21 protein-coding genes and 1 pseudogene are annotated in these 22,950 nt (G+C 73.8%); 12 read left to right on the top strand and 10 right to left on the bottom strand.

Annotation, left to right across the window (positions count from 1 at the left end):
- Nucleotides 1-138: 138 nt before the first annotated feature.
- The 5 genes from fxsA to ACWD4A_RS31670 all read right to left on the bottom strand — a co-directional run bounded on the left by fxsA (nucleotide 139) and on the right by ACWD4A_RS31670 (nucleotide 5,832).
- A complete protein-coding gene (gene fxsA / locus ACWD4A_RS31650; RefSeq protein ID WP_451199325.1) occupies nucleotides 139-690 on the bottom strand; it encodes an FxsA family membrane protein in 552 nt (183 codons plus the stop codon).
- Nucleotides 691-734: 44 nt separating this feature from the next.
- A complete protein-coding gene (locus ACWD4A_RS31655; RefSeq protein WP_451199327.1) occupies nucleotides 735-1,496 on the bottom strand; it encodes a polyprenol monophosphomannose synthase in 762 nt (253 codons plus the stop codon).
- Nucleotides 1,493-3,196, bottom strand: coding sequence for an apolipoprotein N-acyltransferase (gene lnt / locus ACWD4A_RS31660; RefSeq protein ID WP_451199329.1), 1,704 nt, complete (start codon nucleotides 3,194-3,196; stop codon nucleotides 1,493-1,495). The genes ACWD4A_RS31655 and lnt overlap by 4 nt, the downstream gene beginning before the upstream one ends.
- Nucleotides 3,197-3,692: 496 nt before the next feature.
- Nucleotides 3,693-5,336, bottom strand: a complete 1,644-nt coding sequence (locus ACWD4A_RS31665; protein ID WP_451199331.1) for an amidohydrolase — start codon at nucleotides 5,334-5,336, stop codon at nucleotides 3,693-3,695.
- A gap of 52 nt (nucleotides 5,337-5,388) precedes the next feature.
- Entirely contained in the window at nucleotides 5,389-5,832 is a 444-nt protein-coding gene (locus tag ACWD4A_RS31670) for an Lrp/AsnC family transcriptional regulator (RefSeq protein WP_030365423.1), read from the bottom strand.
- Between the two features lie 252 nt (nucleotides 5,833-6,084).
- Between ACWD4A_RS31670 and ACWD4A_RS31675 the strand changes: the two genes are divergently transcribed.
- A complete protein-coding gene (locus ACWD4A_RS31675) occupies nucleotides 6,085-6,411 on the top strand; it encodes a hypothetical protein (protein WP_451199362.1) in 327 nt (108 codons plus the stop codon).
- 37 nt (nucleotides 6,412-6,448) lie between these two features.
- On the opposite strand, the gene ACWD4A_RS31680 is transcribed toward ACWD4A_RS31675, so the two are convergent.
- Nucleotides 6,449-7,621, bottom strand: coding sequence for an acyl-CoA dehydrogenase family protein (locus ACWD4A_RS31680; RefSeq protein ID WP_451199332.1), 1,173 nt, complete (start codon nucleotides 7,619-7,621; stop codon nucleotides 6,449-6,451).
- 340 nt (nucleotides 7,622-7,961) lie between these two features.
- Between ACWD4A_RS31680 and ACWD4A_RS31685 the strand changes: the two genes are divergently transcribed.
- Nucleotides 7,962-9,221: a glycoside hydrolase family 18 protein gene (locus tag ACWD4A_RS31685; RefSeq protein WP_451199334.1), complete on the top strand. Its 1,260-nt coding sequence runs from the start codon at nucleotides 7,962-7,964 to the stop codon at nucleotides 9,219-9,221.
- A 61-nt stretch (nucleotides 9,222-9,282) separates the two neighbouring features.
- Here ACWD4A_RS31685 and ACWD4A_RS31690 read toward each other — a convergent pair whose 3' ends face one another.
- Nucleotides 9,283-9,963, bottom strand: coding sequence for an esterase/lipase family protein (locus tag ACWD4A_RS31690; protein WP_451199336.1), 681 nt, complete (start codon nucleotides 9,961-9,963; stop codon nucleotides 9,283-9,285).
- A gap of 141 nt (nucleotides 9,964-10,104) precedes the next feature.
- Between ACWD4A_RS31690 and ACWD4A_RS31695 the strand changes: the two genes are divergently transcribed.
- From ACWD4A_RS31695 to ACWD4A_RS31710, 4 genes and pseudogenes are all read left to right on the top strand, one after another.
- Entirely contained in the window at nucleotides 10,105-11,055 is a 951-nt protein-coding gene (locus ACWD4A_RS31695) for an ATP-grasp domain-containing protein (RefSeq protein WP_451199339.1), read from the top strand.
- 106 nt (nucleotides 11,056-11,161) lie between these two features.
- Nucleotides 11,162-11,791, top strand: a pseudogene (gene dhaL / locus ACWD4A_RS31700) (dihydroxyacetone kinase subunit DhaL); the annotation flags it as partial.
- Nucleotides 11,792-11,875: 84 nt separating this feature from the next.
- Nucleotides 11,876-12,262, top strand: a complete 387-nt coding sequence (locus ACWD4A_RS31705) for a PTS-dependent dihydroxyacetone kinase phosphotransferase subunit DhaM (RefSeq protein ID WP_451199364.1) — start codon at nucleotides 11,876-11,878, stop codon at nucleotides 12,260-12,262.
- Between the two features lie 148 nt (nucleotides 12,263-12,410).
- Entirely contained in the window at nucleotides 12,411-13,526 is a 1,116-nt protein-coding gene (locus tag ACWD4A_RS31710) for a PP2C family protein-serine/threonine phosphatase (protein WP_451199340.1), read from the top strand.
- 247 nt (nucleotides 13,527-13,773) lie between these two features.
- Here the strand turns inward: ACWD4A_RS31710 and ACWD4A_RS31715 are convergent, their stop codons facing one another.
- Nucleotides 13,774-14,505: a PIG-L deacetylase family protein gene (locus ACWD4A_RS31715; protein WP_451199343.1), complete on the bottom strand. Its 732-nt coding sequence runs from the start codon at nucleotides 14,503-14,505 to the stop codon at nucleotides 13,774-13,776.
- Between the two features lie 152 nt (nucleotides 14,506-14,657).
- Here ACWD4A_RS31715 and ACWD4A_RS31720 point away from each other — a divergent pair, with 152 nt between their 5' ends.
- Genes ACWD4A_RS31720 through ACWD4A_RS31730 form a run of 3 tightly spaced genes read left to right on the top strand, consistent with a single transcriptional unit; the run spans nucleotide 14,658 to nucleotide 17,583 of the window.
- Nucleotides 14,658-15,731, top strand: coding sequence for an ABC transporter substrate-binding protein (locus ACWD4A_RS31720; RefSeq protein ID WP_451199345.1), 1,074 nt, complete (start codon nucleotides 14,658-14,660; stop codon nucleotides 15,729-15,731).
- Nucleotides 15,732-16,799, top strand: coding sequence for a FecCD family ABC transporter permease (locus tag ACWD4A_RS31725; RefSeq protein WP_451199347.1), 1,068 nt, complete (start codon nucleotides 15,732-15,734; stop codon nucleotides 16,797-16,799).
- Between the two features lie 4 nt (nucleotides 16,800-16,803).
- Nucleotides 16,804-17,583 (top strand): ABC transporter ATP-binding protein, encoded by a 780-nt coding sequence (locus tag ACWD4A_RS31730; RefSeq protein WP_451199349.1) that lies wholly within the window; start codon nucleotides 16,804-16,806, stop codon nucleotides 17,581-17,583.
- Between the two features lie 104 nt (nucleotides 17,584-17,687).
- Here the strand turns inward: ACWD4A_RS31730 and ACWD4A_RS31735 are convergent, their stop codons facing one another.
- Together ACWD4A_RS31735 and ACWD4A_RS31740 are read right to left on the bottom strand one after the other, a co-directional pair.
- Nucleotides 17,688-18,620: an L-tyrosine/L-tryptophan isonitrile synthase family protein gene (locus ACWD4A_RS31735; RefSeq protein WP_451199352.1), complete on the bottom strand. Its 933-nt coding sequence runs from the start codon at nucleotides 18,618-18,620 to the stop codon at nucleotides 17,688-17,690.
- Nucleotides 18,621-18,627: 7 nt separating this feature from the next.
- Nucleotides 18,628-19,881: a cytochrome P450 family protein gene (locus ACWD4A_RS31740; protein WP_451199354.1), complete on the bottom strand. Its 1,254-nt coding sequence runs from the start codon at nucleotides 19,879-19,881 to the stop codon at nucleotides 18,628-18,630.
- Between the two features lie 219 nt (nucleotides 19,882-20,100).
- On the opposite strand from ACWD4A_RS31740, the gene ACWD4A_RS31745 reads away from it, so the two are divergent.
- From ACWD4A_RS31745 to ACWD4A_RS31755, 3 genes are read left to right on the top strand one after another with little or no spacing between them, the layout of a single operon-like run.
- On the top strand, nucleotides 20,101-20,334 hold the full coding sequence (locus ACWD4A_RS31745) for a hypothetical protein (protein ID WP_451199356.1): 234 nt from the start codon (nucleotides 20,101-20,103) through the stop codon (nucleotides 20,332-20,334).
- The gene (locus ACWD4A_RS31750; RefSeq protein WP_451199358.1) at nucleotides 20,331-22,700 is read left to right on the top strand and encodes a heavy metal translocating P-type ATPase; all 2,370 of its coding nucleotides are present in this window, start codon (nucleotides 20,331-20,333) and stop codon (nucleotides 22,698-22,700) included. Before ACWD4A_RS31745 ends, ACWD4A_RS31750 begins: the two co-directional genes overlap by 4 nt.
- Nucleotides 22,697-22,921 (top strand): hypothetical protein, encoded by a 225-nt coding sequence (locus tag ACWD4A_RS31755; RefSeq protein WP_451199359.1) that lies wholly within the window; start codon nucleotides 22,697-22,699, stop codon nucleotides 22,919-22,921. Before ACWD4A_RS31750 ends, ACWD4A_RS31755 begins: the two co-directional genes overlap by 4 nt.
- The last annotated feature ends 29 nt before the right edge of the window (nucleotides 22,922-22,950 follow it).

The raw sequence follows: 22,950 nt of genomic DNA on the forward strand, positions 1-22,950 counted from the left end.
TGCGGACCGCAGGCCAAAGAGCCACAGTCCGCGAAATCCAGCCCGTCCGGCGATTGAGGACGCGGCCGCAGGCCGCTCCCGCCGCAGGCGGCAGACGGCCCCGCAGCCGGGAATCAGTCCTCGCCCAGCGGCGAGCGCCTAGCGCGGCAGCTGGGGGTCCTGCCGCGGAGCGGGACCGTCCTCGCGAATGACCTCACCCTGCACGACCTTGCCGTCAGGCACCCGCATCCGTGCCTGCTGGAACGCGTCGCCGAGCGAACCGGGCGCCGCCGGGCGCCCCAGCCACCGCTGCAGCCCCTTGCGCAGCAAGCCCCGCGTGGGCGGGAAGAGGCACAGCAGCCCCATCGCGTCGGACAGCAGGCCGGGCAGGATGATCAGCAGTCCGCCCAGCATCGTGAGGCCGTTGCCGCCGCCTTCCGGGGCCGGTTCGGCCGCCGCTCCCCCGGGCTGGAGCTGGGCCGTCAGCCGCTTCCAGGCCCGCCGCCCGGCCCGTTTGATCACATAGGAGCCGACGACCACGCCGGCGACCAGCAGGGCGAGGACGGTGAGCCCGCCCGCCGCCCCGGCCACCAGGGTCAGCAACCAGATCTCCAGCAGGGCCCACACCGCCACTCCCAGGGGGATCAGCTTGCGGGCGCGGCTCTTGCGCGGCGGTCGGCCAGGGGCGGTCTGCTGTGCTCCGAACGTCATGCTTCAAGTGTGCCTGGGCGCCCGCCGAATGCCGTGGCCCGGGGTCAGCCCCTGCCGAGGGCCTTGCCGACGCGGGAGCCGACGCCCCACGAGGTGACCCGCCACAGGGCCTCCGCGACGATGTCGCGGCTCATCTTGCTGTCCCCGAGCTCGCGCTCGACGAAGGTGATGGGGACCTCCACCACATGGAACCCGGCCTTGACCGCGCGCCAGGCCAGGTCGACCTGGAAGCAGTAGCCCTGCGAGGCGACCTCGTCCATGCCGAGCCCCTCCAGGGTCTCCCGGCGGAAGGCGCGGTAGCCGCCGGTGACGTCGCGCAGCGGGACGTCGAGGAGCAGCCGGGAGTAGGTGGAGCCGCCGCGGGAGAGGAACTCGCGGGACTTCGGCCAGTTCACCACCCGGCCGCCGGGCACCCAGCGGGAGCCCAGCACCAGGTCGGCGCCCTTGAGGGCGGTGAGCAGCCGGGGCAGTTCCTCGGGCTGGTGGGAGCCGTCGGCGTCCATCTCCACCAGGACGCCGTAGCCGTTGTCGAGGCCCCAGCGGAAGCCCGCGAGGTAGGCGGCGCCGAGCCCTTCCTTGCCCTTGCGGTGCAGGACCTTGATCCGGTCGTCGTCGGCCGCCAGCTCGTCGGCCAGCTTGCCGGTGCCGTCGGGGCTGTTGTCGTCGGCGACGAGGACGTGCGCCTCCGGTACGGCCGACCGCACCCGGCCGACGATGGACTTGATGTTCTCCGCCTCGTTGTAGGTCGGGATGATCACCAAGGTCGTGCCGAGCGGTCCGTATCTCCGCTGACCACCGTCGTTCACTGCTGGCCCTTCCGCTGAGGCTCGTCGGTACGTCCCCGACGGCCGATCAGGAGTGCGGCCGCGCAGGACAGAAGGCCCACCATAGCGAGCGTCCATTCGGGAGCCGCACCCACGCGGTCCGCGACGGTGGTGCCGTCCCGCAGGGGGATCCGGGCACTGAGGACATCCCGGGTGAATTCCTCGCTGCGCTGGAGCACCTTGCCGTCGGGGGCGACCACCGCGCTGATGCCGCTGGTCGCGGCGGTGACCACGGCGCGGCCGTGCTCGATCGCCCGCAGCCGGGACATGGCCAGCTGCTGCTCGGGCTGGCCGGTGCGGCCGTAGGTGGCGTTGTTGGTCTGCACGACGAGGGCGCGGGCCCCGGCCGTGACGGTGTCGCGGACGATCTCGTCGTAGGCGATCTCGAAGCAGATCACATCGCCGAGCCGGCCAGGCCCGATCTGCATCACGCCGGTGTGGTCGCCGGGGTAGAAGTCCCGCTGGACGCGCTGGAGCCGGGTGATGACCTTGCTCAGCTGGTCGCGGAAGGGCACGTACTCGCCGAACGGCACGGGGTGCTGCTTGGCGTAGGAGGCGCCGGGTCCGGTCTTCGGGTCCCAGACGATGCCCTTGTTGTCGATGTAGCCGCCCTTGCCGGGGTGGTCGACCAGGGCGCCGACGAGGACCGGGACGCCGACCGCCTTGACGGCCTCGTCGATGCGGTCGTACGCCTGCCCGTACTGGAACGGGTCGAGGTCGGAGGAGTTCTCCGGCCAGATCACCAGGTCGGGCTTCTCCACCCGGCCCGCCTTGATGTCACGGGCCAGTTGGAGGGTGGCGTCGACGTGGTTGTCGAGGATCATCATCGGGCGGCCGAGGAAGTCGATGCCGGGGCGCTGCACATTGCCCTGGACCAGGGCGATCTTCACGGTGTCCGCGGCCTCCGTGGACACGGGCACGGCGTATCCGGCGAGGGTGAGGGCCGCGGCCAGCGCGACGGCCTCGACGCCGGGCAGGGCGGTGCGCACCGTGCGGGTGCCGTGGCGCAGCCGGAGGGCGGTGCCGACGGCGTACGCGAGGAGGCCGCCGGTGAGGGCCACGGCGAAGGTCACCAGCGGGGCGCCGCCGAGGGCCGCGAGCGGGGTGAACGGCGAGCCGGTGTTGGCGAAGGCCAGCCTGCCCCAGGGGAAACCGCCCAGCGGCAGCCGGTCGCGCGCCAGTTCCTCGGCGATCCACAGGCAGGCGCCCCACAGCGGCCAGGCGGGCAGCCGGGAGACGAGGGCCAGGCACGCGCCGAGCGCGGCCAGGAACAGCGCCTCGACGAGGGAGAGGCCGACCACGGCGTCGTAGCCGACGACGCGCAGCCAGCGGAGCAGGACGAAGAAGAACGGCAGGCCGAGGGCGAAGCCGGTCCAGGCGCCCTGGCGGGCGGTGCGTCCCCGGGTGAGCAGGGCCAGCGCGGCGACGGCCAGGACGGACAGCGGCCACAGGTCGTACGGCGGGAAGGCGAGGGCGAGCGCGAGGCCGCTGAGGACGGCGAGCCCGGTGCGGGGCGCCTCGCGGCGGGCGAGGCGGCCGAGCCGGACGAGCCTGCCGGGGCGCGGTGCGACGGCGGGCCGCTCACCCGGCTCGGGCGCCTCCGGTGCCGCGGTGGCCCCCGCCGCGGGCGCGGTCGCGGGCTCCGGTCGGTCGTCGGCGGTGGTTTCGGGACCCGGGGGCACGGTCGCGCCTTCCTGCGAGCTGAGCGGTGATGTGCCGACGGTACATCGCGGGGGGCGCACCCCGGATCCTGGGCTGTGGAAAACGCGCTCGGCGCGCGGGCTGCGGATGGGGGCCCGGCGTCCTTCGGGCCGGCCCGGGGACCGCTGGCTGCGGGTCACCCGAGACCGTTGTCTACTGAACGTCCGGGCCCCACCCGGGTCGCACCTGCCCGCCTGGCGGCACCGTCCCTCGCCCCCGTGCGCTGGACCTGGCTGCCAGTGGCGGCGTGCCGGTCCGGCGTACCGCCCCATGGCCCAGCGGCGTTCGACGACTGTGTGGAGGTTCACCGGCCGGACGTCCGTGGTGGACCCGCCGAACCTACCCGCCGCCGCCCGCACCCTGTCAACACCTCTCTGACCAGGGAAGACGTTTCAAATCAGCAGGTCAGTAAGGTGAGTGATCGCGTGCGGCGACAGGCCGACGGCACGTCGTTCGGCGGTACGCGAACCGCCGTCATCACTCGTTCGGACGCCCTTGCGCCGTGTGCACCGTGCGCCCGCCGACGACCGTGCGCAGGCAGCCGGGCAGGGGGGTGCCGGGGGTGAGGTCCGGCAGGCCGGGCGTGCCGGAGCGGGGGTCCGTGGACCAGCTGGCGACGCGTTCGTCCGGGACCTGGACGACGAGGTCGCCGGCCGCCCAGACCGCGTAGTCGGCGGGTGCGCCCGGCACCAGGACGCCGGCGTCGTCGCGCCCGACGGCGCGCCAGCCGCCGCGGGTGTGCGCGGTGAAGGCGGCCCGGACCGAGATCCGGTGCTCGGGGGTGCGGTGGAAGGCCGCGGCGCGGACGGTGCCCCACGGGTCGAGGGGGGTGACCGGGCTGTCGGAGCCGAGGGCGAGCGGGACGCCCGCGCGGAGCAGGGCGGCGTACGGGTTGAGGGTGCGGGCCCGCTCGACGCCGAGACGCTGCGCGTACAGCGCGTCGTCGCCGCCCCAGGCGGCGTCGAAGGCCGGCTGGACGGAGGCGGTGAGGGCGAACTCGGCGAAGGCGGCGATGTGTTCGGGGGTGAGCATCTCGGCGTGCTCGACACGGTGCCGGGCGGCGCGGACGGCGGCGAGGCCGAGCTTGTCCGCCGCGGCCCGCACGCCCTCGACCACGGCCGTGAGGGCCGCGTCGCCGATGGCGTGGAAGCCCGCCTGGAGGCCCGCCTCGGTGCAGGCGGTGACGTGGGCCGCGATGGCGGCGGCGTCGAGGTGGGCGGTGCCGGTGTGGCCGGGGTGCGGGCCGTCGGCGTACGGCCGGTGGAGGCAGGCCGTGTGCGAGCCGAGGGAGCCGTCCACGAAGAGGTCGCCGGCCGCGCCGAGCGCGCCGAGTTCGCGAATGCGATCGGCGTCCACGGCGGAGGTGAGGGCTTCCGCCCAGTAGCCGACGACGCGCGGGCCGGGGCGCTCGGCGGCGAGGGCCAGCAGGCCGGTGAGGTCGTCGGCGCTGGAGATCAGGGGACCGGCGCACTCGTGCACGGAGCCGATGCCGAGGGAGGCGGCGCGGTCGAGCGCGGCCGCCTGCGCCTCGGCACGCTGGGCGGGGGTGAGGCTGCCGTACGCGGCGGCGCGCACGGCGTGGTGGGCGTCGCCGGTCAGCGGGGCGTCCGGCTGCGGTCCACGCAGGTCGGGGACGCTGTCGAGCAGGGCCGTGGTGACGACGGCGGAGTGGACGTCGGCCCGGGTGAGGTAGAGCGGGCGGCCGCCGGTGGCCTCGTCCAGCTCGCGGCGGGACGGCGGGCGGCGCTCGGGCCAGGCGCTGGCGTCCCAGCCGTGTCCGAGGAGCACCCGGTCGGCGGGCCGGGCGGCCGCGTGGGCGCGGACCCGGTCGAGGGCCTCGGTCAGGGTGCGGGCGCCGGCGAGGTCGAGGCCGGTGAGGGTGAGCCCGGTGGCGGTGGTGTGCACATGTGCGTCGGTGAACGCGGGGGTGACCAGCGCGCCGTCCAGGTCGACGACCTCGTCCACCCCGTCGGCGAAGGAGTCCGCGGCTCCTTCGGACCCGACCCAGGCGACGCTGCCGTGCTCGACGACCATGGCGGTGGCGAAGGGGTCGGCCGGGCTGTGCACGGTGCCGTTGCGCAGCAGGGTGGTGCGGGTTTCGTGACGGGGGCGCTCGCTCATGCCCTCAGTGTGCCGCTCCCCCGCGCGCGGCCCGCACAAGGGGGCCCGGAATTCAGCCCACCCGGGGCGGCCGGGCCTCGTAGGGGGTCGACAGGACGATCGTCGTCCGCGTCGAGACACCGGCCAGCGAACGGATCCGCGCCAGCAGGTGCTCGAGTTCCAGTGGAGTCGCGACCCGCACCTTGAGGATGTAGTTCTCGTCGCCCGCGACACTGTGGCACGCCTCGATCTCGGGGATCTCGGCGAGCCGGTCCGCGATGTCGTCCGGCGCGCTGGGGTCGAACGGCTTCACCGAGATGAAGGCGGTCAGCGGCAGCCCGACGGCCTCGGGGTCCACCACGGCCGCGTAACCGCGGATGACGCCGCGCTGTTCGAGCCGGCGCACGCGCTGGTGCACCGCCGAGGTCGACAGGCCCGTGGCCTTCCCCAGGTCGGTGTAACTCATCCGCCCGTCCTTGACGAGCAGTTCCACGATTTCTCTGTCCAGCTCCTCCACGCGGATCAACCTACTGGGTGAGGGCCGACCCGGCACACTCGACGGCCCGACCGCCCGCGCGAGGCATGTGACGAACAACACACCTATGCACCCGTGTCCTCCCGGGCGCTGCGATTACCCGACTCGCGGCGCGGGAAGTGCTTGGTGTGGCCGAGGCCGAGGTGCCTGGCCGGCCAATCCGAGGGGGAGAGAAAGACGATGCCCAGCCTGGAACGCCTCGATGAGGGCGACGGCAACAGCAGCCCGTACGAAATGTACGAGATTCCCGCGATGTTCCGCGTGACGTGCCCGGACTGTGCGCGCCCGATCGCGCTGCTCGCGGACGAGGAGGTGCTCCCCGAGCACGCCCTGTGCCCGTCGCCCTGGAATCCCTTCGGGCTGACGGTGTGCTCGGGCTCGGGCCGCTCCGTGACACGGGCGGCGCCCGCGGACGAGGCGCCCGGCACCCAGGAGTTCGACGCGGCCCTGATGCTCACCCTGCCGGAGAGCCTGGACTGGCGCACCCAGCCGTTCTCGCACATCGGCGGCCCCGGCTCCCGGCCGGTTCGCGTCCCGGCGATGCGCCGCCCCTGCCGGTGATGCCCCGGGGGCGCCGCACGGGCGCCCCCGTCCCGGCTCAGCGGGACTCGGGCCCGGCCAGGTGCCGGGCGACGACCAGTCGCTGGATCTGGTTGGTGCCCTCGACGATCTGGAGCACCTTGGCCTCGCGCATGTAGCGCTCCGCGGGGAAGTCCGCCGTGTAGCCGTAACCGCCCAGCAGCTGCACGGCGTCGGTCGTCACACGCATCGCCGCGTCGGTGCAGAAGAGCTTGGCCATGGCCGCCTGTTTGGAGAACGGCAGGCCCGCGTCGCGCAGCCGCGCCGCCGCGAGGTAGAGGGCGCGCCCCGCCTCGATCTGGGTGGCCATGTCGGCGAGCATGAAGCGCAGGCCCTGGAAGTCCACGAGCGGGCGGCCGAACTGCCGTCGCTCGGCGAGGAAGGTCAGCGCCTCGTCCAGGGCGGCCTGCGCGACGCCCACGGCACAGGCGGAGATGCCGAGACGGCCCGAGTCCAGGGCGGACAGTGCGATCGCGAAGCCCTGCCCCTCCTCCCCGACGCGCCGCGCGTCGGGCACCCGCACGCCGTCGAAGTGGAGCTGCGCCGTCGGCGAGCCCTTCATGCCCATCTTCCGCTCGGGCGGTGCCGACGTCAGGCCCGGCGCGTCACCGGGCACGAGGAACGCGGTGATGCCATGGGCACCCTCACCGCCCGTACGGGCCAGGACGGTGTAGAAGTCGGCGATGCCGCCGTGGGTGATCCACGCCTTGGTGCCTTCCAGCGTCCAGGTGTCCCCGTCGCGGGTGGCGCGCGTGCGCAGTGACGCGGCGTCGGAGCCCGCGGACGGCTCGGAGAGGCAGTAGGCGCCCAGCAGGCCGCCGCCGAGCATCGCGGGCAGGTGCTCCGCCTGCTGTTCCTTGCTGCCGTACCCGGCGAGGGCGTGGCAGGCGAGGGTGTGCACGCTGACGCCGAGCCCCACGGTGAGGCGGGCGGCGGCGAGCTCCTCCAGGACCTGCAGGTAGACCTCGTACGGCTGGTCGCCGCCGCCGAACTCCTCGGCGTACGGCAGGGCGAGCAGGCCGGATGTGGAGAGCAGTCCGAAGAGTTCGCGCGGGAAGCGTCCCGCGGCCTCTTCCTCGGCCGCGTGGGGCTCGATCTCCCGCTGCACCAGATCGCGCACGAGGGCGATCAGATCGCGGGCCTCCTCGGTGGGCAGCTGACGCTCCACCGGCTGCGGGCCGTGGTCGGTCATGGTGGCGCTCTCCTCCCGTTGGGGCGCTGCGGCGACGGGGCGCAAGGGTGGGTCCCCGCCGTCGGTGATGCCACGGCCATGGTCCCCCGACCGGGTCTCGGCACGGATGACCTGCGGCTGCGGCGGGTTGGAGTATGCCCGATCGGCGACCCGACGTCACGGGTTGACAAATCCTGATGGGCTGTTGAACCACATTGGTCCAAACCATTGACCGAACTGGTCTAGTCCTTCTACGGTTTCCGCACCGTTCACCGCGTTCATGCCAAGACGGCATCCCTGCCCGGGACATGAGCGCGAGGTCAACTCTCCCAAGAGCTCTCCCACCCACCGAGGAGAACCCATGTCACGACCGCACGAGAACGCCCCCCGCCGCCGCGTCCGGAACCTCTTCACGGCCTTCGCCGCCGCCGGGGCACTGCTCACCACGACCCTCCTCGCCGGTGCCACGGGCACGGCCGCCGCCGACGACTCCGGGAGCACCGGTGACGCCACGGCGGGCCACCGGGTCGTCGGCTACTTCACCGACTGGGGCGTCTACGGCCGCAATTACCACGTCAAGAACATCGAGACTTCGGGTTCCGCAGCCAAGCTCACCCACATCAACTACGCCTTCGGCAACGTCACGGGCGGCAAGTGCGCCATCGGCGACTCCTACGCCGACTACGACAGGGCGTACGACGCGGCCGGCAGCGTCGACGGCCAGGCCGACACCTGGGACAACGGGGCCCTGCGCGGCAACTTCAACCAGCTGCGCAAGCTCAAGAAGCTCCACCCGAACCTCAAGGTCGTCTGGTCCTTCGGCGGCTGGACCTGGTCCGGTGGCTTCGGCGAGGCCGCCAAGAACCCGGCGGCGTTCGCCGATTCCTGTTACAGCCTCGTCAAGGACCCGCGCTGGGCCGATGTGTTCGACGGCATCGACATCGACTGGGAGTACCCGAACGCCTGCGGCCTGACCTGCGACACCAGCGGCCGGGACGCCTTCCGCGACGTCATGGCGGCGCTGCGGACGCGGTTCGGCGGCAGCAGCCTGGTCACCGCGGCGATCAGCGCGGACGGCTCGTCGGGCGGCAAGCTGGAGGCCGCCGACTACGCGGGGGCGGCCCGCTACGTGGACTGGTACAACCCCATGGCGTACGACTTCTTCGGCGCCTGGGACGCCAAGGGCCCGACGGCCCCGCACTCCCCGCTGACCTCGTACGACGGCATCCCCAAGGCCGGGTTCGACACGGACGCGGCGATCCGGAAGCTCACGTCCCTGGGCGTGCCGCCCTCGAAGCTCCTGCTGGGCATCGGCTTCTACGGCCGCGGCTGGACCGGCGTGAACCAGTCGGCCCCCGGCGGCACCGCGACGGGCCCGGCCGCGGGCACGTACGAGCAGGGCATCGACGACTACAAGGTCCTCAAGACCAAGTGCCCGGCCACCGGCACGGTGGCCGGAACCGCCTACGCCTCGTGCGGCGGCGACTGGTGGAGCTACGACACCCCGGCGACGATCGCCGGGAAGATGGCGTACAAGAACCAGCAGGGCCTGGGCGGCACATTCTTCTGGGAGCTGAGCGGCGATACGGCCGACGGCGAGCTGATCAAGTCCATCGACTGACCCGAGAGCCCCTTCCGGTACGCCACAACACGCGCGCACCGGAAGGGGCGTTCCTGCGCGGTCACGGTCGTTCCGTCGTCAGGAAGGCGTGGATCTGGTCGGCGACCGTCGGGTCCGTCAGGAAGTCGTTGTGTTTCAGGCAGCCCGTCCGCGTATTGACGGCGCCGGCCAACGGGGTGCTCGTCGTCGGGGCTATCTGCTCGTCGCACGAGGACCACCACGTCGCGTAGCGCGCCGGGCCCGGGGTCTCGTCACCGGAGTCGAGGCGGGACAGGACGTACGAGCCGGGGGTCATGTCCTTGCAGCCCTGGTCCCAAAGGGCGCACAAATAGGCCAGGTTCGTGCCGTGGTTGGGGCCGGCCAGGGAGACCACGTGCGCGACCTTGTCCGTCCCGCCGCCGAACGCGGTGTACCAGCGCGCGGGGAGACTGCCCAGGCTGTGGGCGACCAGGTCCACCCGGCGCGCTCCGGTGCGTCGCAGCACGTCGTCGACGTACGCCCCCAGCCGGGCGGCGAGCACCTCGTTCGTGGACCGCGTCGTGTCGTAGTTCCAGGCGAAGAGCCGGTCCGCCGGTGTCCCGGCCGACCGGAAGCGGTCGATCATGCCGCCCCACACACCGCCGTCGGCGTTGCGGCCGTGCACGAAGACCACCGGGTCCGGCGGCGCGGCGGCGTGCGCGGGCGCGGCCACCGGCAGCGCGGGAACGAGGGCCAGCAGAGCGGCCATGACGAAGCGGCGCATGGGGCGACCTCCGTGGGTCTCGTGCATCGGCGGGACGGGAGGGAGGGGAGGCACGGGATACGGCCACGGCATTCAATCACCGGGCGCCGCACGGGGATAGGCTTCTCGCCGGTCCGGGCACCAGGCGAGGAAGTGGGGCATATGACGGATGCGGCGACGCCGACGGCCGCCGACGTGTGGCTGCTGGCACGGGAGCACCCGGTCGCTCTGCGGCGCTCGACCCAGGAACTGGCCGACGCGCTCGGGAAGGCGTACGGCCCCCGCTTCGCCGTCTGGCGCACCGACGAGCTCGTCCTCGGCGTGCGCGGCGGACGGCTGTTCCTGCGCACACTCGGCGGCCTGGACGTGCCCGCCCCGAAGGTGGTCTGCGTGCGCCAGGTGCCCGGCTCGATGCGCCACGACCGCGAAGTGACCCTGCTGCGGCACCTGGAGCGCATGGGTGCCACGCTCCTCAACCCGCTGGACGCGCACCTGTTGTGCCGGAACAAGGTCTGGCAGCTGCAGGAACTGGCCCTGGCCGGGCTGTCGGTGCCCGACACCCTCTCCTATGCCACCGCCCCCTTGGAGGGCGTCGTGCGCAGCCCGTCCCTCGACGCGCCGTGCGTGGTCAAGTCCGTCAACGGCTGGCAGGGCAAGCGGGTGTTCCTCGCGCCCGACACCTCGCTGCTGCGCGATCTGGCGGGCTCCCTCGCGCAGGAGGTGCCGCTCCTCTTCCAGGAGCACGTGGCCACCTCGCACGGCCGTGACCTGCGGGTGATCGTGGTCGACGGCGAGCCCGTGGCCGCCCAGGTGCGGACCTCCCGCAACGGTGGCTTCGTCTCGAACCTCGCGCAGGGCGGCTCCCCCACCCTGTGCCTGGGCCGCTATCCGCGGGGAGAGGCCCTGGCCGTCGCGGCCGCCCGCGCGCTGGGCCTCGTCATCGCGGGCGTGGACCTCCTGTTCACCTCGGAGGACGCCTTCACCCTCTGCGAGGTCAACTCCGTACCCGGCTGGCGCCCGCGGATGACCTCGGTGACCCCCGCCGTCGTCGACTGCGTCGCCCGCCGGCTCGCCGGGCGGCCGGAACCGGCCGCGGCGCCCGCCCTCTCGTAGGCACGCCTCCCGTCACGAGGGGAACGGCACCGCCGGGACCGCCGCATTACGCTCAGTCGGATCGACAGTCCCAGCGACATTCCCGGCAACGAGGAGCGCCCCGCACATGACCGTCCCCCTCGATCTGGCCTTCTTCCACCGGTTCCTCGACCGCGCCACCCGCGCGGTCGTCGCGGAGGCCGCGTACCTGACCGACCTCGACGCCGCCATCGGCGACGCCGACCACGGCGCGAACCTCAAGCGCGGCTTCACCTCGTCGGCCGAGGCCGTGGCCGCCGAACCGCCCGCCACGCCGGGCGCGCTGCTGACCGCCGTGGGCGTCCACCTCACCAACACCGTCGGCGGCGCGTCCGGGCCGCTGTACGGGACGGTGCTGCGCCGCATGGGCAAGGTCCTCGGCACGGACCCCGTCGTCGGACCGGAGACGCTGGGCCGCGCCCTGGCCGCGGCCGTCGCGAGCGTGCGGCGGCTCGGTGACGCGGTGCCCGGTGACAAGACGATGGTCGACGCGTTGCAGCCGGCCTCGGACGCGTACGCCGAGGCCCTCGCGCACGGCGACGTGACCGCGGCGCTGGACGCGGCGGCGCGGGCGGCCCGCGCGGGCGCGGAGGCGACCATCCCGATGCGGGCCCGGCGCGGCCGGGCCAGCTATCTGGGCGAGCGGAGCATCGGCCACCAGGACCCGGGGGCGACGTCCTCCGCGCTGCTGATGACCGCGCTCCACGAGGCCACCGACCCGGAGCTGTGCGCGGCGCCGGTCACGGCGCGGGAGACGCCGGAGCCCGGACGGGCGCCTGAGCGCGCCCCGGGCCGGGTCGGCATGGTGCTGGTCTCGCACAGCCGTGACGTGGCCGCCTCGACCGCCGCGCTCGCGCGGGCGCTGACCGGCACGGGCTCCCCCGCGCCGGTGGCCGCCGCGGGCGGGCTGCCCGACGGCTCCGTGGGCACCAGCGCGGAGCTGGTCCGGGCCGCGGTGGCCGCGGTGGACGAAAGCGCGGGCGTGGTGGTGCTGTGCGACATGGGCAGCGCGGTGCTGACGGTCAAGGCGCTGCTGACGGACGGCTCGCTGGGCGCCGGGGACGTACGGATCGCGGACGCCCCGTTCGTGGAGGGCGCGGTGACCGCTCTGGTGACGGCGTCGGCCGGCGGTGACCTGGCCGCGGTGCTCGCCGCGGCGGACGACGCGCGGGCGTACCGCAAACTCTGAGGCAACCCCGGGTCAAGATCGAACCGGGTGGCCGAGGCGCTGCTGCCGTGGAAGGCTGGAACTGGCGAAATACCCTATGCAGCCCATTTCCGGTCTATTTCCGGCCCAGTCCCGGCGTGGAGGTCCCGCCACGGTGTCGTCGCGCAGCATGCCTTTCGCGCTCGTACTCGGCTATCTCGTGGCCATCGTGGCCATCGATCTCATGACCCCGTCCGAACTGCGGTTGGACGTCTTCGCGGCGCTCGCGCCGATGACGGCGGCCGCGGTGTGCACGTACCGGCAGACGGTGTTCGTCGGGGTTCTCGACTTCTGCCTGATGGTGGCGCACCACGGGGTGCTGACGAGCGAGATCGCGGTCAACCGGGTCGGAACGTTCGTGGGCAACGCCCTGATGGTGGGCGCGAGTATCGCGGTGGCCCGGCTGCGGCGCGACGGGGACGACCTCCTGGAACGGGTGCGGGCCACCGGGGAGGCGGCGCAGCGGGCGCTGCTGCGGCCGCTGCCGCTGCGCACGCACAGCGTGGTGGTGGACGGCTTCTACGTCTCCTCGCAGCGGGAGGCGCTGATCGGGGGCGATCTTTACGAGGTCGTCGACACCCCGTACGGGGCACGGGTGCTGATCGGTGACGTGCGGGGCAAGGGCCTCGGCACGCTGGGCGCGGGGGCCGCGGTGCTCACGGCCTTCCGGGAGGCGGCGTACCACCGGCGGTCCCTGGAGAGCGGGGTGGAGGCGATGGAGCAGGGGCTCCACCGCTACCACCGGTCGGCGGCGTACGAGGCGCGGCCGGCGGCGGGCGTGGAGGACGTGGTGCTGCGCGCGTCGGAGGAGTTCGTGACGGCGCTGGTCTTCGGGACGGAGGAGGTCTCCGAGAGGGACGACGGGAAGGTGTCCGTGGTCTTCGTGGACTGCGGGCACCTGGCGCCGTTCCTGATCGGGCCGGAGGGCGGGGTGCGGGAGCTGGCGGCGCTCGAACCGGGGCTGCCGCTGGGTCTCGGCGATCTGGCGACGGCGCCCCGCACCGCGCAGCGGTTCGAACTGCCCGCCGGGGGCCGGGTGCTGGCCTGCACGGACGGGGTGACGGAGGCGCGGGCCCCGGACGGCGGTTTCTATCCGCTGGCGGAGCGGCTGGGCACGTGGGCGGCGCTGCCGACGCCCGAACTGCTGGGCCGGTTGCGGGCGGACCTCGACGCGCACACCCGGGGGCGGTTGCAGGACGATGTGGCGGTGCTGGTGATGGAACCGTGTTCCGCTGGGTGCGGTTGACCGACTCGGGGTTCGCCCCCCGGTTCCCGGCCGTCCCGCCGTTGCCTCCCCCAGCTACCGCTGGGAGGTGCCCCAGCGGCGGGAGCGGCCTGCGGCCGCGTCCTCAAACGCCGGACGGGCTGATTTTGCGGGCGTAGTCCGCAACCTGCGGGCCGCAGGTCAAAGAGCCACGGTCCGCTGAATCCAGCCCGTCCGGCGATTGAGGACACTGCGGCGAAACCGTGTTACAGGTCCGGGGCCACGCCCGTCAGCGGCTGAACAGTTCGAACGAAACCGCCGGCCGGCCTCCGAACCGCTCGGCGACGGTCTTCATGTTGCCCTCCAGGAAGCCGCGGCAGTACGCCTCCGGGTCGTCCTTCGTCAGGGCCTCGATATAGGTGCGGTGGCAGAGCAGGGAGGCGACGGCCCGGTCGAGCCCGGCGGCCGCGTCGACCGCGTGGGTGGGCTGCGGGGAACCCGCGACGGCCACGTAGCGGACGCCGTCCCAGGGTTCCAGGCCCTCGTCGGCGAGCTCGGGGAAGATCCAGCGGTTCCCGGCGTCGCCGACGGCGTCGAGCACGGCGCGGCCGACGGCCCGGTGGTCGGGGGTGTTCCAGTAGACGCCGCCCCAGGTGTCGTGGTGGTTGAGGGTGAGGACGAGCTCGGGGCGGTGGCGGCGGATCGCGGCGGCGAAGTCGCGGCGCAGCCGGGGCCCGTACTCGATGACGCCGTCGCGGTGGCCGAGGAACTCGACGGCCGTCACGCCGACGGCCGCCGCGGAGGCGCGCTGTTCCCGCTCGCGCAGCGGGCCCGCCTCGGCGGGGGCGAGCGTGTCGATGCCCGCCTCGCCCGCACTGGCCAGCACATAGGCGCACGTGCGGCCGTCGTCGAGCCAGGTCGCGATGGCCGCGGAGGCTCCGTACTCCAGGTCGTCGGGGTGGGCGACGACGGCCAGGGCGCTCCGCCAGTCGGTCGGCATCTCCTTGAGCTGGTCCGCCATGGCGGCCTCCTTCGCGCGACGACACGGTGCTCGGGGCAGCGTACGTCGCGATTCTTCGCGACGCGCGGGAACCGGGCGAGGCGGCGGTCCGACTAACTGATCCGGGTCCGCACGGGCGGGCCCCGCGGATGTCGAGTTCTGGAGTGTTTCTGATGCGCCCTCGTGTGTGGTGCGGTGTGCTGGCCGCTGTGGCCCTGTCGGCGACGGCTTGCGGCGGTGGCGGCGGGTCGGCGAAGTCCGACGACGCGGGGGCCGCGTCCTCGGGGGCTTCGGCACGCGCGGGCTTCCCGGTGAGCGTGTCCGACTGCATGGGGGCGAAGACGACCTTCGAGTCGGCGCCCAAGAAGATCGTCACCAGCAACGCGGCGAGCCTGGAGCTGCTGATGTGGCTGGGCGCGGGCGACAAGCTGGCCGGTACGGGCTTCCCGCCCGGCAAGGGCGCGCTGCCGGAGCAGTTCGCCGACCGGGCGGCGAAGGTGCCGGTGCTGGGGAAGATGGGCATCCCCAAGGAGAAGCTGCTGAGCTCGGGCGCGGACCTGTACGTCGACGCGTTCTCGTCCATGAAGAACATGGGCAAGATGGGCGACGCCCCCACGGCCGAGGAGTTCAAGGCCGCGGGGATCAAGCACGTCTTCCTGAAGTCGACGGCCTGCGCCTCGATGAGCAAGTCGCCGCGTACGGACCTGTCGGGCGTGGAGTCCGACATCGAGGAACTGGGCCGGATCACCGGCACCTCGCAGCGCGCCGGTGAACTGGTCGGCGGCATGCGGAAGAAGACGGACGCGGTCCGGGACGCCCTCAAGGACGTGCCCGAGGCGAAGCGGCCGACGTACTTCTTCTTCGACTTCGACGCGGGCACCAAGCAGCCCATGGCGGTGTGCAACCGGCAGGTCGCCAACGCGGTGATCACCCAGGCCGGCGGCCGGAACGTCTTCGCCGACTGCGACGGCGACTTCAAGCCCGTGGGCTGGGAGGACGTCGTGGCCAAGAACCCGGACTGGATCCAGCTCGGGGTCCGCAACCGGGGCAGCGAGGAGGCGAACAAGAAGGCGTTCGACGAGGCGGCCGACTTCCTGCGCTCCTTCCCCGCGACCAAGGACCTCACCGCGGTCAAGGAGGGCCGCTTCGTGCGCATCGGCTCCGAGCGGACCACGATCGGCGGAGTGCGCAGCGCCGACACCGTGCGCGAGATCGCGCACACCCTCCACCCGGACCTGGTGAAGTAGGTGGCGGCGCTCACCACGGCCGCGGACGCGGAGCGGGAGCGGGAACCGGGCGTACGGGCCGGGTGGGCGGGCGCCGTGCTGGGCGCGGTCCTGGTGGCCGCGCTGGCCGCGTCCGTCTGCCTGGGCTCGTCGGACGTGCCGCTCGGCGAGGCGTGGTCCTCGGTGACCCGCGGCATCAGCGGCCAGGGGCCGGTGCCGGGCACCCAGGACCTGATCGTGTGGCAGCTGCGGGTGCCGCGCGCGCTGCTGGCGGCCGTGGTGGGCGCGGGCCTGGGCCTGGTCGGCACGGCCGTGCAGGCGCTGGTCCGCAATCCGCTCGCGGACCCGTATCTGCTGGGCATCTCCAGCGGTGCGTCGCTCGGCGCGGTCGCGGCGATCGTGCTGGGCGCGGGGGCGGGCGGGCTGCTCGGCCTGGGGCTGTCCTCGGCGGCGTTCGCGGGTGCGCTGGCGTCGTTCGCGCTGGTCTGGGCGATGGCCCGGCGCGGCGGCGGCTTCTCGCCGCTGCGGCTGGTGCTCTCGGGGGTGGGCGTCGGACAGTTCCTGTCGGGCTTCACCCACTACCTGGTGCTGCAGGCCGGGGACGACCAGCAGACCCACGGGGTGCTGTTCTGGCTGATGGGCTCGCTGGGCGGGGCCCAGTGGTCCACGCTGGCCCTGCCGCTGGCGGCGGTGCTGCTGGGGCTGGTGGTCCTGCTGGCGCGGGCCCGTGCGCTCGACGCGATGCTGATGGGCGACGAGACGGCGGCCGGGCTGGGTGTGGACGTGGCCCGGCTGCGGCGCGAGCTGTTCGTCGTGACGAGCGTGCTCACCGGCGTGCTGGTGTCGGTGTCCGGGGCGATCGGCTTCGTGGGGCTGATGGTGCCGCACGTCTGCCGGATGGTCGTGGGCGGCGCCCACCGCCGGCTGCTGCCGGTCGCCGCGCTGTTCGGCGCGGTCCTGCTGGTGGTGGTCGACCTGGTGGCCCGTACGGCCCTGCCGGACCAGGAGCTGCCGGTCGGCGTGGTGACCGCGCTGATCGGGGCGCCGACGCTGCTGTACCTGCTGGACCGACGCCTGGAGAGGGGATAGTGGCATGCGCGTCGCCATCGAGGAACTCGAAGTGGCCCTGTCCGGGCGGACGGTGATCGCGGGCGTGGACCTGCTCGCGGAGGACGGCGAGACCGTGGGGCTGATCGGCCCCAACGGCAGCGGCAAGTCGACCCTGTTGCGCACCGTCTACCGCTATCTGCGGCCGCACGCCGGGCGGGTGCTGCTCGACGGCACCGACGTCCGCTCGCTCACCGCGGCCGAGTCGGCGCGGCTGGTGGCGGCCCTGCCGCAGGAGCGCGGCAGCGACTTCGAGCTGTCGGTCCGCGCGGTCGTGGCGATGGGCCGCACGCCCTACAAGCGGGCGTTCGCGGGCGAGGACCGGGCCGACGCGGACCTGGTCGCGGCGGCCCTGGAACAGGTCGGCATGGCGGGCGCCGGTGCGCGCCACTTCTCGGCGCTGTCCGGCGGCGAGCGCCAACGCGTCCTGCTGGCACGGGCGCTCGCCCAGGACCCGAAGGTGCTCGTCCTGGACGAGCCGACCAACCACCTGGACGTACAGCACCAGGTGGAACTCCTGGCCCTGCTGCGCGCGCAACGCCGTACGACCCTGCTGTCCCTGCACGATCTCAACGCGGCGGCGTCCTTGTGCGATCGGCTGCATGTGCTGCACGAGGGTTCCCTCGTGGCATCGGGCGCCCCCCGTGAGGTTCTGACGCCGGAACTCCTGGCGGAGGTGTTCGGCGTACGGGCGGCGATCGTCGACCACCCGCTGACGGGCGACCCGCTGATCGCCTTCGACCACCGGTCCGCGGCGGTTCTTTAACCGGGCTCAAACGCCGGATGGGCTGAATTTCCAGCCCGTCCGGCGTTTGAGGACAAGCGGCGCAGCCGCTTTGGGGGCCTAGGGGGGGGTGAAAGAACCCCCGCTCAAGCCGCCGCTTCGAAGTGGCTCGGCCGACCGTCCCGCAGCACCAGCCGCCCCAGCCGCTCCGCGTCCGCGCGACGCATCAGCCGGTCCTCTCCCCCCGCGCCCCGAAGCACCACCGAGTGCCAGGGCGTCGCCCAGGCATCCGCCGAATCCAACAGCCGGATGCCGAACTTCTCGGCGCCCGCGGGCCGCGGGTGGATGGACAGCCGCACCGACCGCGGATGGCAGTCGGCGACGAGGTCGCCCCACGCCCGGCTCCGCGCGATGACCCCGTACGCCCGCCGCTTGCACTCGCGCTGGAGCGCGGAGTTGGTGCCGGTGAAGTCCGGCGTGTCCTCGAAGAGGAAGCGGGTGATGCCGCGGTAGAGGCGGACGGTCTCCTCGTCACCGGCCCGGACCTGCGCGCGCAGCGCGTCGGGCGAGGGGGCGTGGGCGGTGGTGACCAGCTCGCGCTTGGTGTCGTGGTCCAGGTCCCCGTGCACGTCGCGGAGGTCGAAGGTGCCGAGGTGGCGCAGCCCCTCCCGGGCGATCAGGGCGCGCAGTTCGTCGCTGTAGGCGTCGATGTGGGGGTCGGGGACCCGGATGAGGTCGCCGAAGATATGGCCGTCGGAGCAGATGACGATGCGGGCCCCGGGCGCGTATATCTCGCCGATGCGGGCGCACAGCCGGTCGAGGAAGCGCAGCGAGAGCCGCTCGCCCTCGTCGGGGAGGTGGCCGAGGACCTTGGCCGGGTTCGGGGACTTGCAGGGGAAGCCGGGGAGGGTGAAGACGATCGGCTCGCCCGCCTCCGTGAACTGCCGTATCTGTCTCAGCTGTTCCGGGTGGTCACCGGGTCGCGAGGGGGCCGTCTCCGTGGTGCGGTGGTACGGCAGGAGGAGGCCCAGCACGCGGGCCTCGACGGAGGTCTGGGTCAGGGTCGCTGTGTAGGACATGCGTCGGTCATCCACGATAGGGGCAGGCGGGCCGGTCGAAGGCGACGGGCAGTTCGCCCACGCCCCGGCCGAGGACGGCGGGGATCCAGGGCAGCTCGTCCTCGGGCACGGCGAGGCGCAGGCCCGGCAGCCGGGTGAGCAAGGTACCGAGGGCGACCTGGAGTTCGATCCGGGCCAGGGCGGCGCCGGGGCAGAAGTGGCTGCCGTGCCCGAAGGCCAGATGGGAGCCCTGTGCCCGGTCGAGGTCGAGGGTGTCGGGGTCGGGGAAGCGCTCCGGATCACGGTTGGCCGCGCACAGGGAGACGATCACGGAGTCGCCCGCCGGTACGCGCATGCCGTGCAGCTCGGCGTCCTCGGCGAGGAAGCGCCAGGTGGTCAGCTCGAAGGCGCTGTCGAGGCGGAGGAGTTCCTCGACGGCCGCGGGCAGCAGCGCGGGCTCGGCGCGCAGCCGCTCCATCGCCTCGGGATGCCGGAACAGCGACACCAGCGCGGTGGTGATCTGGTTGGTGACGGGTTCCTGCCCGGCCACCAGCAACTGGAAGATCATGGAGTCCAGCTCCTCCGGGGTCAGTTCGCCGGTGCCGCGGGCGGTGACCAGGCGGGAGAGCAGTCCGTCGCCGGGCGCGGCGCGCCGGTCGGTGACGATCTCGGCGATGTAGTCCTGGAGTTCGCGGAGCAGCTTCTCGTAGGCGGGGCGGCCCGGGTCGGCGGGGCCGACGGGGGCGACGACCTTGCCCCACTCGCGGCGGAAGCGGGCGGCGAGGTGCGGGGGCAGGCCGATGACCTCGGCGAGGACCTGGAAGGGGAACCGCGCGGCGAAGCACCGGACGAGGTCCGTGGGGTCCGTGGTGTCCTCGCCCGCGGACATGGCGTCGACGAGGGCGTCGGCCATCTCCTGGAAGCGGGGGCGCAGCGCCTCGACGCGGCGCGGTGCGAAGGCGTCGGTGATCAGCCGGCGCATCGCGGTGTGCTTGGGCGCGTCCTGGTGCAGGAGGTGGACCTGGAGCCGGGAGTGCTGGGGCTCGGGCATGATCGAGGCACGGGTGCGCCAGCGGTCGTTGCCGAGCGCGTGGTTCTTGCCCAGCCGGGGGTCGGCGAGGGTGCGCTGGGCGGCGGCGTGGCCGGTGACCAGCCAGGCGGTGACCCCGCTGGGGAAGAGCACCCGGTGGATCGGGCCCGCCTCGCGCAGTTCCGCGTAGAGCGGGTAGGGGTCCCGCTTGTACGCGGTTCCGGAGAGAGGGATCGGCTCGGGCTGCGACACGGTGGTGCTCCTCGCGAAGTCGTGGACCCCTGAGAAGTCGGATGGTGCGCGGGGTGGGTTCCCGGCAGTTCGCGGGAGGGGCTTCGGGGAGTGCCCCCGATCCTTGGGTAGTCGGGCGCGGGGGCCCGCCGGTTCCCGGGAGCGAAAGGGACAATCCTCACGCGCCGGGAGCCGGTCGCAGGCGGCTGAACGCGGGGTCCGACGTGTCACGATGCGGCGATGACCGCTCGTCATCCTCTCAGTCCTCACGCCGCTCTGATCGGCTTCGTCCTGCTGCTGGCGGCCCTCTTCGGCATCGCGTACGCGGCCGGGTCCGCCGCCGGCCCCGCCGCCCCCGGCATACACCGCACCGGCGGTGGCAGCGGCGGCGGTTCGGGTTCCGGCGGCGGCCACGGCGGCATGGGCGGGATGCACGACATGGGCGCGCCCGCGGGCCGGGTGGTCGTCCGATGAGCGCGGTGAGCACTCCGGGCGCCGCCACGGAAACCGCCGGTACGGAGATCGCCGGTACGGAGATCGCCGTCGGCGGGATGACCTGCGCGGCGTGTGTGGCGCGGGTGGAGAAGAAGCTGGGCCGGCTCGACGGCGTGAGCGCCACGGTCAACCTGGCCACGGGCCGGGCCCGGGTCAGCCACCCCCCGACGGTGACGGTCGCCGAGCTGCTGGCCGTGGTGGAGGGCGCCGGGTTCACGGCGTCGCTGCCGGAGCCGGAGGCGCCGCGGGAGACCGACGGCGCCGCCGCGTCCGCCGCCCTGACCCGGCTGGTCGTCACGGCCGTGCTGGCCGTGCCCGTGCTGGTGCTGTCCATGGCGCCGGGGCTCCAGTTCCGCAACTGGCAGTGGCTGTGCTTCGCGCTGGCGACCCCGGTCGCGGCGTGGGGCGCGTGGCCGTTCCACGAGAAGGCGCTGCGCGGGCTGCGGCACTCGGCGGCGACCATGGACACACTGGTCTCGCTGGGCGTGCTGGCCTCCTATTCCTGGTCGGCGTACGCCCTGTTCCTCGGCGGCGCGGGCGACCCGGACATGCGGATGCCGTTCACGCTGGTGCCGTCCATGGCGAGCGGCACGGCGGACGTCTATCTGGAGGCGGTGGTCAGCGTACCGCTGTTCGTGCTGGTCGGCCGGGCGCTGGAGGCCCGTGCGCGGCACGGCACGGGGTCGGCGCTGCGGGCGCTGGCCTCCCTCGCCGCGAAGGAGGTCGTGGTACGGGCCGCCGACGGCACCGAACTCCGGGTGCCGATCGAGGAGCTGCGGGTCGGCGACCTGTTCGTCGTGCGCCCCGGTGAGCGCGTGGCCACCGACGGCGTGGTGGTGTCGGGCAGCTCCGCGCTGGACCTGTCGCTGGTGACGGGCGAGAGCGCCCCGGTCGAGGCCGGTCCCGGCACGGCCGTGGTCGGCGGCGCCGTCAACTCCGGCGGGCTGCTGGTGGTACGGGCCGCGGCGGTCGGCGCGGACACCCAACTCGCGCGGATCGCCCGGCTGGTGGAGGACGCCCAGGCGGGCAAGGCCCGGGTGCAGCGCGTCGCGGACGCGGTCGCGGGCGTGTTCGTCCCCGCGGTGCTGGCCGTCGCGGTCGTCGTGCTCGGCTTCTGGCTGGGCGCGGGCGCGCCGCCGCAGTCGGCGGTCACGGCCGCCGTGGCGGTGCTCGTGGTCGCCTGCCCGTGCGCGCTCGGGCTGGCCACGCCCACGGCCCTGCTGGCGGCCACCGGCCGGGGCGCGGGCCTCGGCATCCTGGTGCGCGGGCCGCAGGCGCTGGAGGGACTGCGCCGTGTGGACACCGTCGTCCTGGACAAGACGGGCACGCTGACGACCGGTTCGATGACGGTGACCGGGGTGACGGCCCGCGCGGACGGAATGGGCGCGGACGCCGCGCTGCGGCTGGCCGCGGCGGTCGAGCGGGGCTCGGAGCACCCGGTGGGGCGGGCGGTGTGCGCCCACGTGGCGGACGTGCCGCTGCCCGGGGTCTCGGACTTCTCGGCGACGCCCGGCCAGGGTGTCTCGGGGCGTGCCGAGGGACGGCTCGTGGAGGTCGTACGCCCCTCGGAGACCGAGCTCCCGGCGCCGGGGAAGGCCCGGAAGAACTCCCGGAAGGCCGTTCCGGGCGAGCTGCCGAAGGAACTCGCCGAGGCGGTACGGAGCGCGGAGCGGGACGGCCGGACCGCGGTGCTGGTACGGGTGGACGGCACGCCCGAGGCGGTGCTCGCCCTCGGCGACTCGGTGCGCTCCGGCTCGTACCGCGCGGTCGACCACCTCAAGCGGCTCGGCCTGCGGCCGGTCCTGGCCACGGGTGACGGCGAGGGCGCGGCGCGGGCCGTCGCGGCGGAGCTCGGCATCACCGAGGTCCACGCGCGGGCCACGCCCGAGGACAAGGCTGCGCTGGTCCGCGAACTGCGGGAGCAGGGGCGCCGGGTCGCGGTCATCGGCGACGGCGTCAACGACACCGCGGCGCTGGCGGGCGCGGACCTGGGCATCGCGATGGGCAGCGGCACGGACGCGGCGATCGGCGCGGCGGACGTGACCCTGGTCCGCGAGGACATGGGCGCGCTGGCGGACGCGGTCCGGCTGGCCCGCCGCACGTCGGCCACGGTCCGCGCCAACCTGGCCTGGGCGTTCGGCTACAACCTGGTCACCGTGCCGCTCGCCGCGGTGGGGCTGCTGAGCCCGATGCTCGCGGCGGCGGCGATGTCCGTCAGCTCGGTCCTGGTGGTGGCGAACAGCCTCCGGCTGCGCGGCTGGCAGCCGCGTCCCGCGCGGACGACGGCCCGGGGTGGCCGGCGGCGCGGTGGAATGCAGGCCCTTCAGACGCGAGGTGAAGCGTGAACCGAATCCTTCGAGCCGCCCTCGCCCCCGTGCTGGCCGGTGCCGCGGCCATCGGCGGTCTGAGCGCCTGGACGGCCTCCGGTGCGGCGGGCCGCCCCGCGTCCCTCACGGTCGAGGACCCCCGCGTCCTGCTCCCCTTCGGCGGCGACGACACCGCCGCCTTCTTCCGGGTGCGGAACGCCGGCGACGCGAAGCACCGCAAGGAGGACCCGTCCACATGACCGCACTTCCCGTCACGAGCCGTGAGTGG

It is taken from the genome of Streptomyces sp. NPDC002537, from assembly GCF_053594975.1.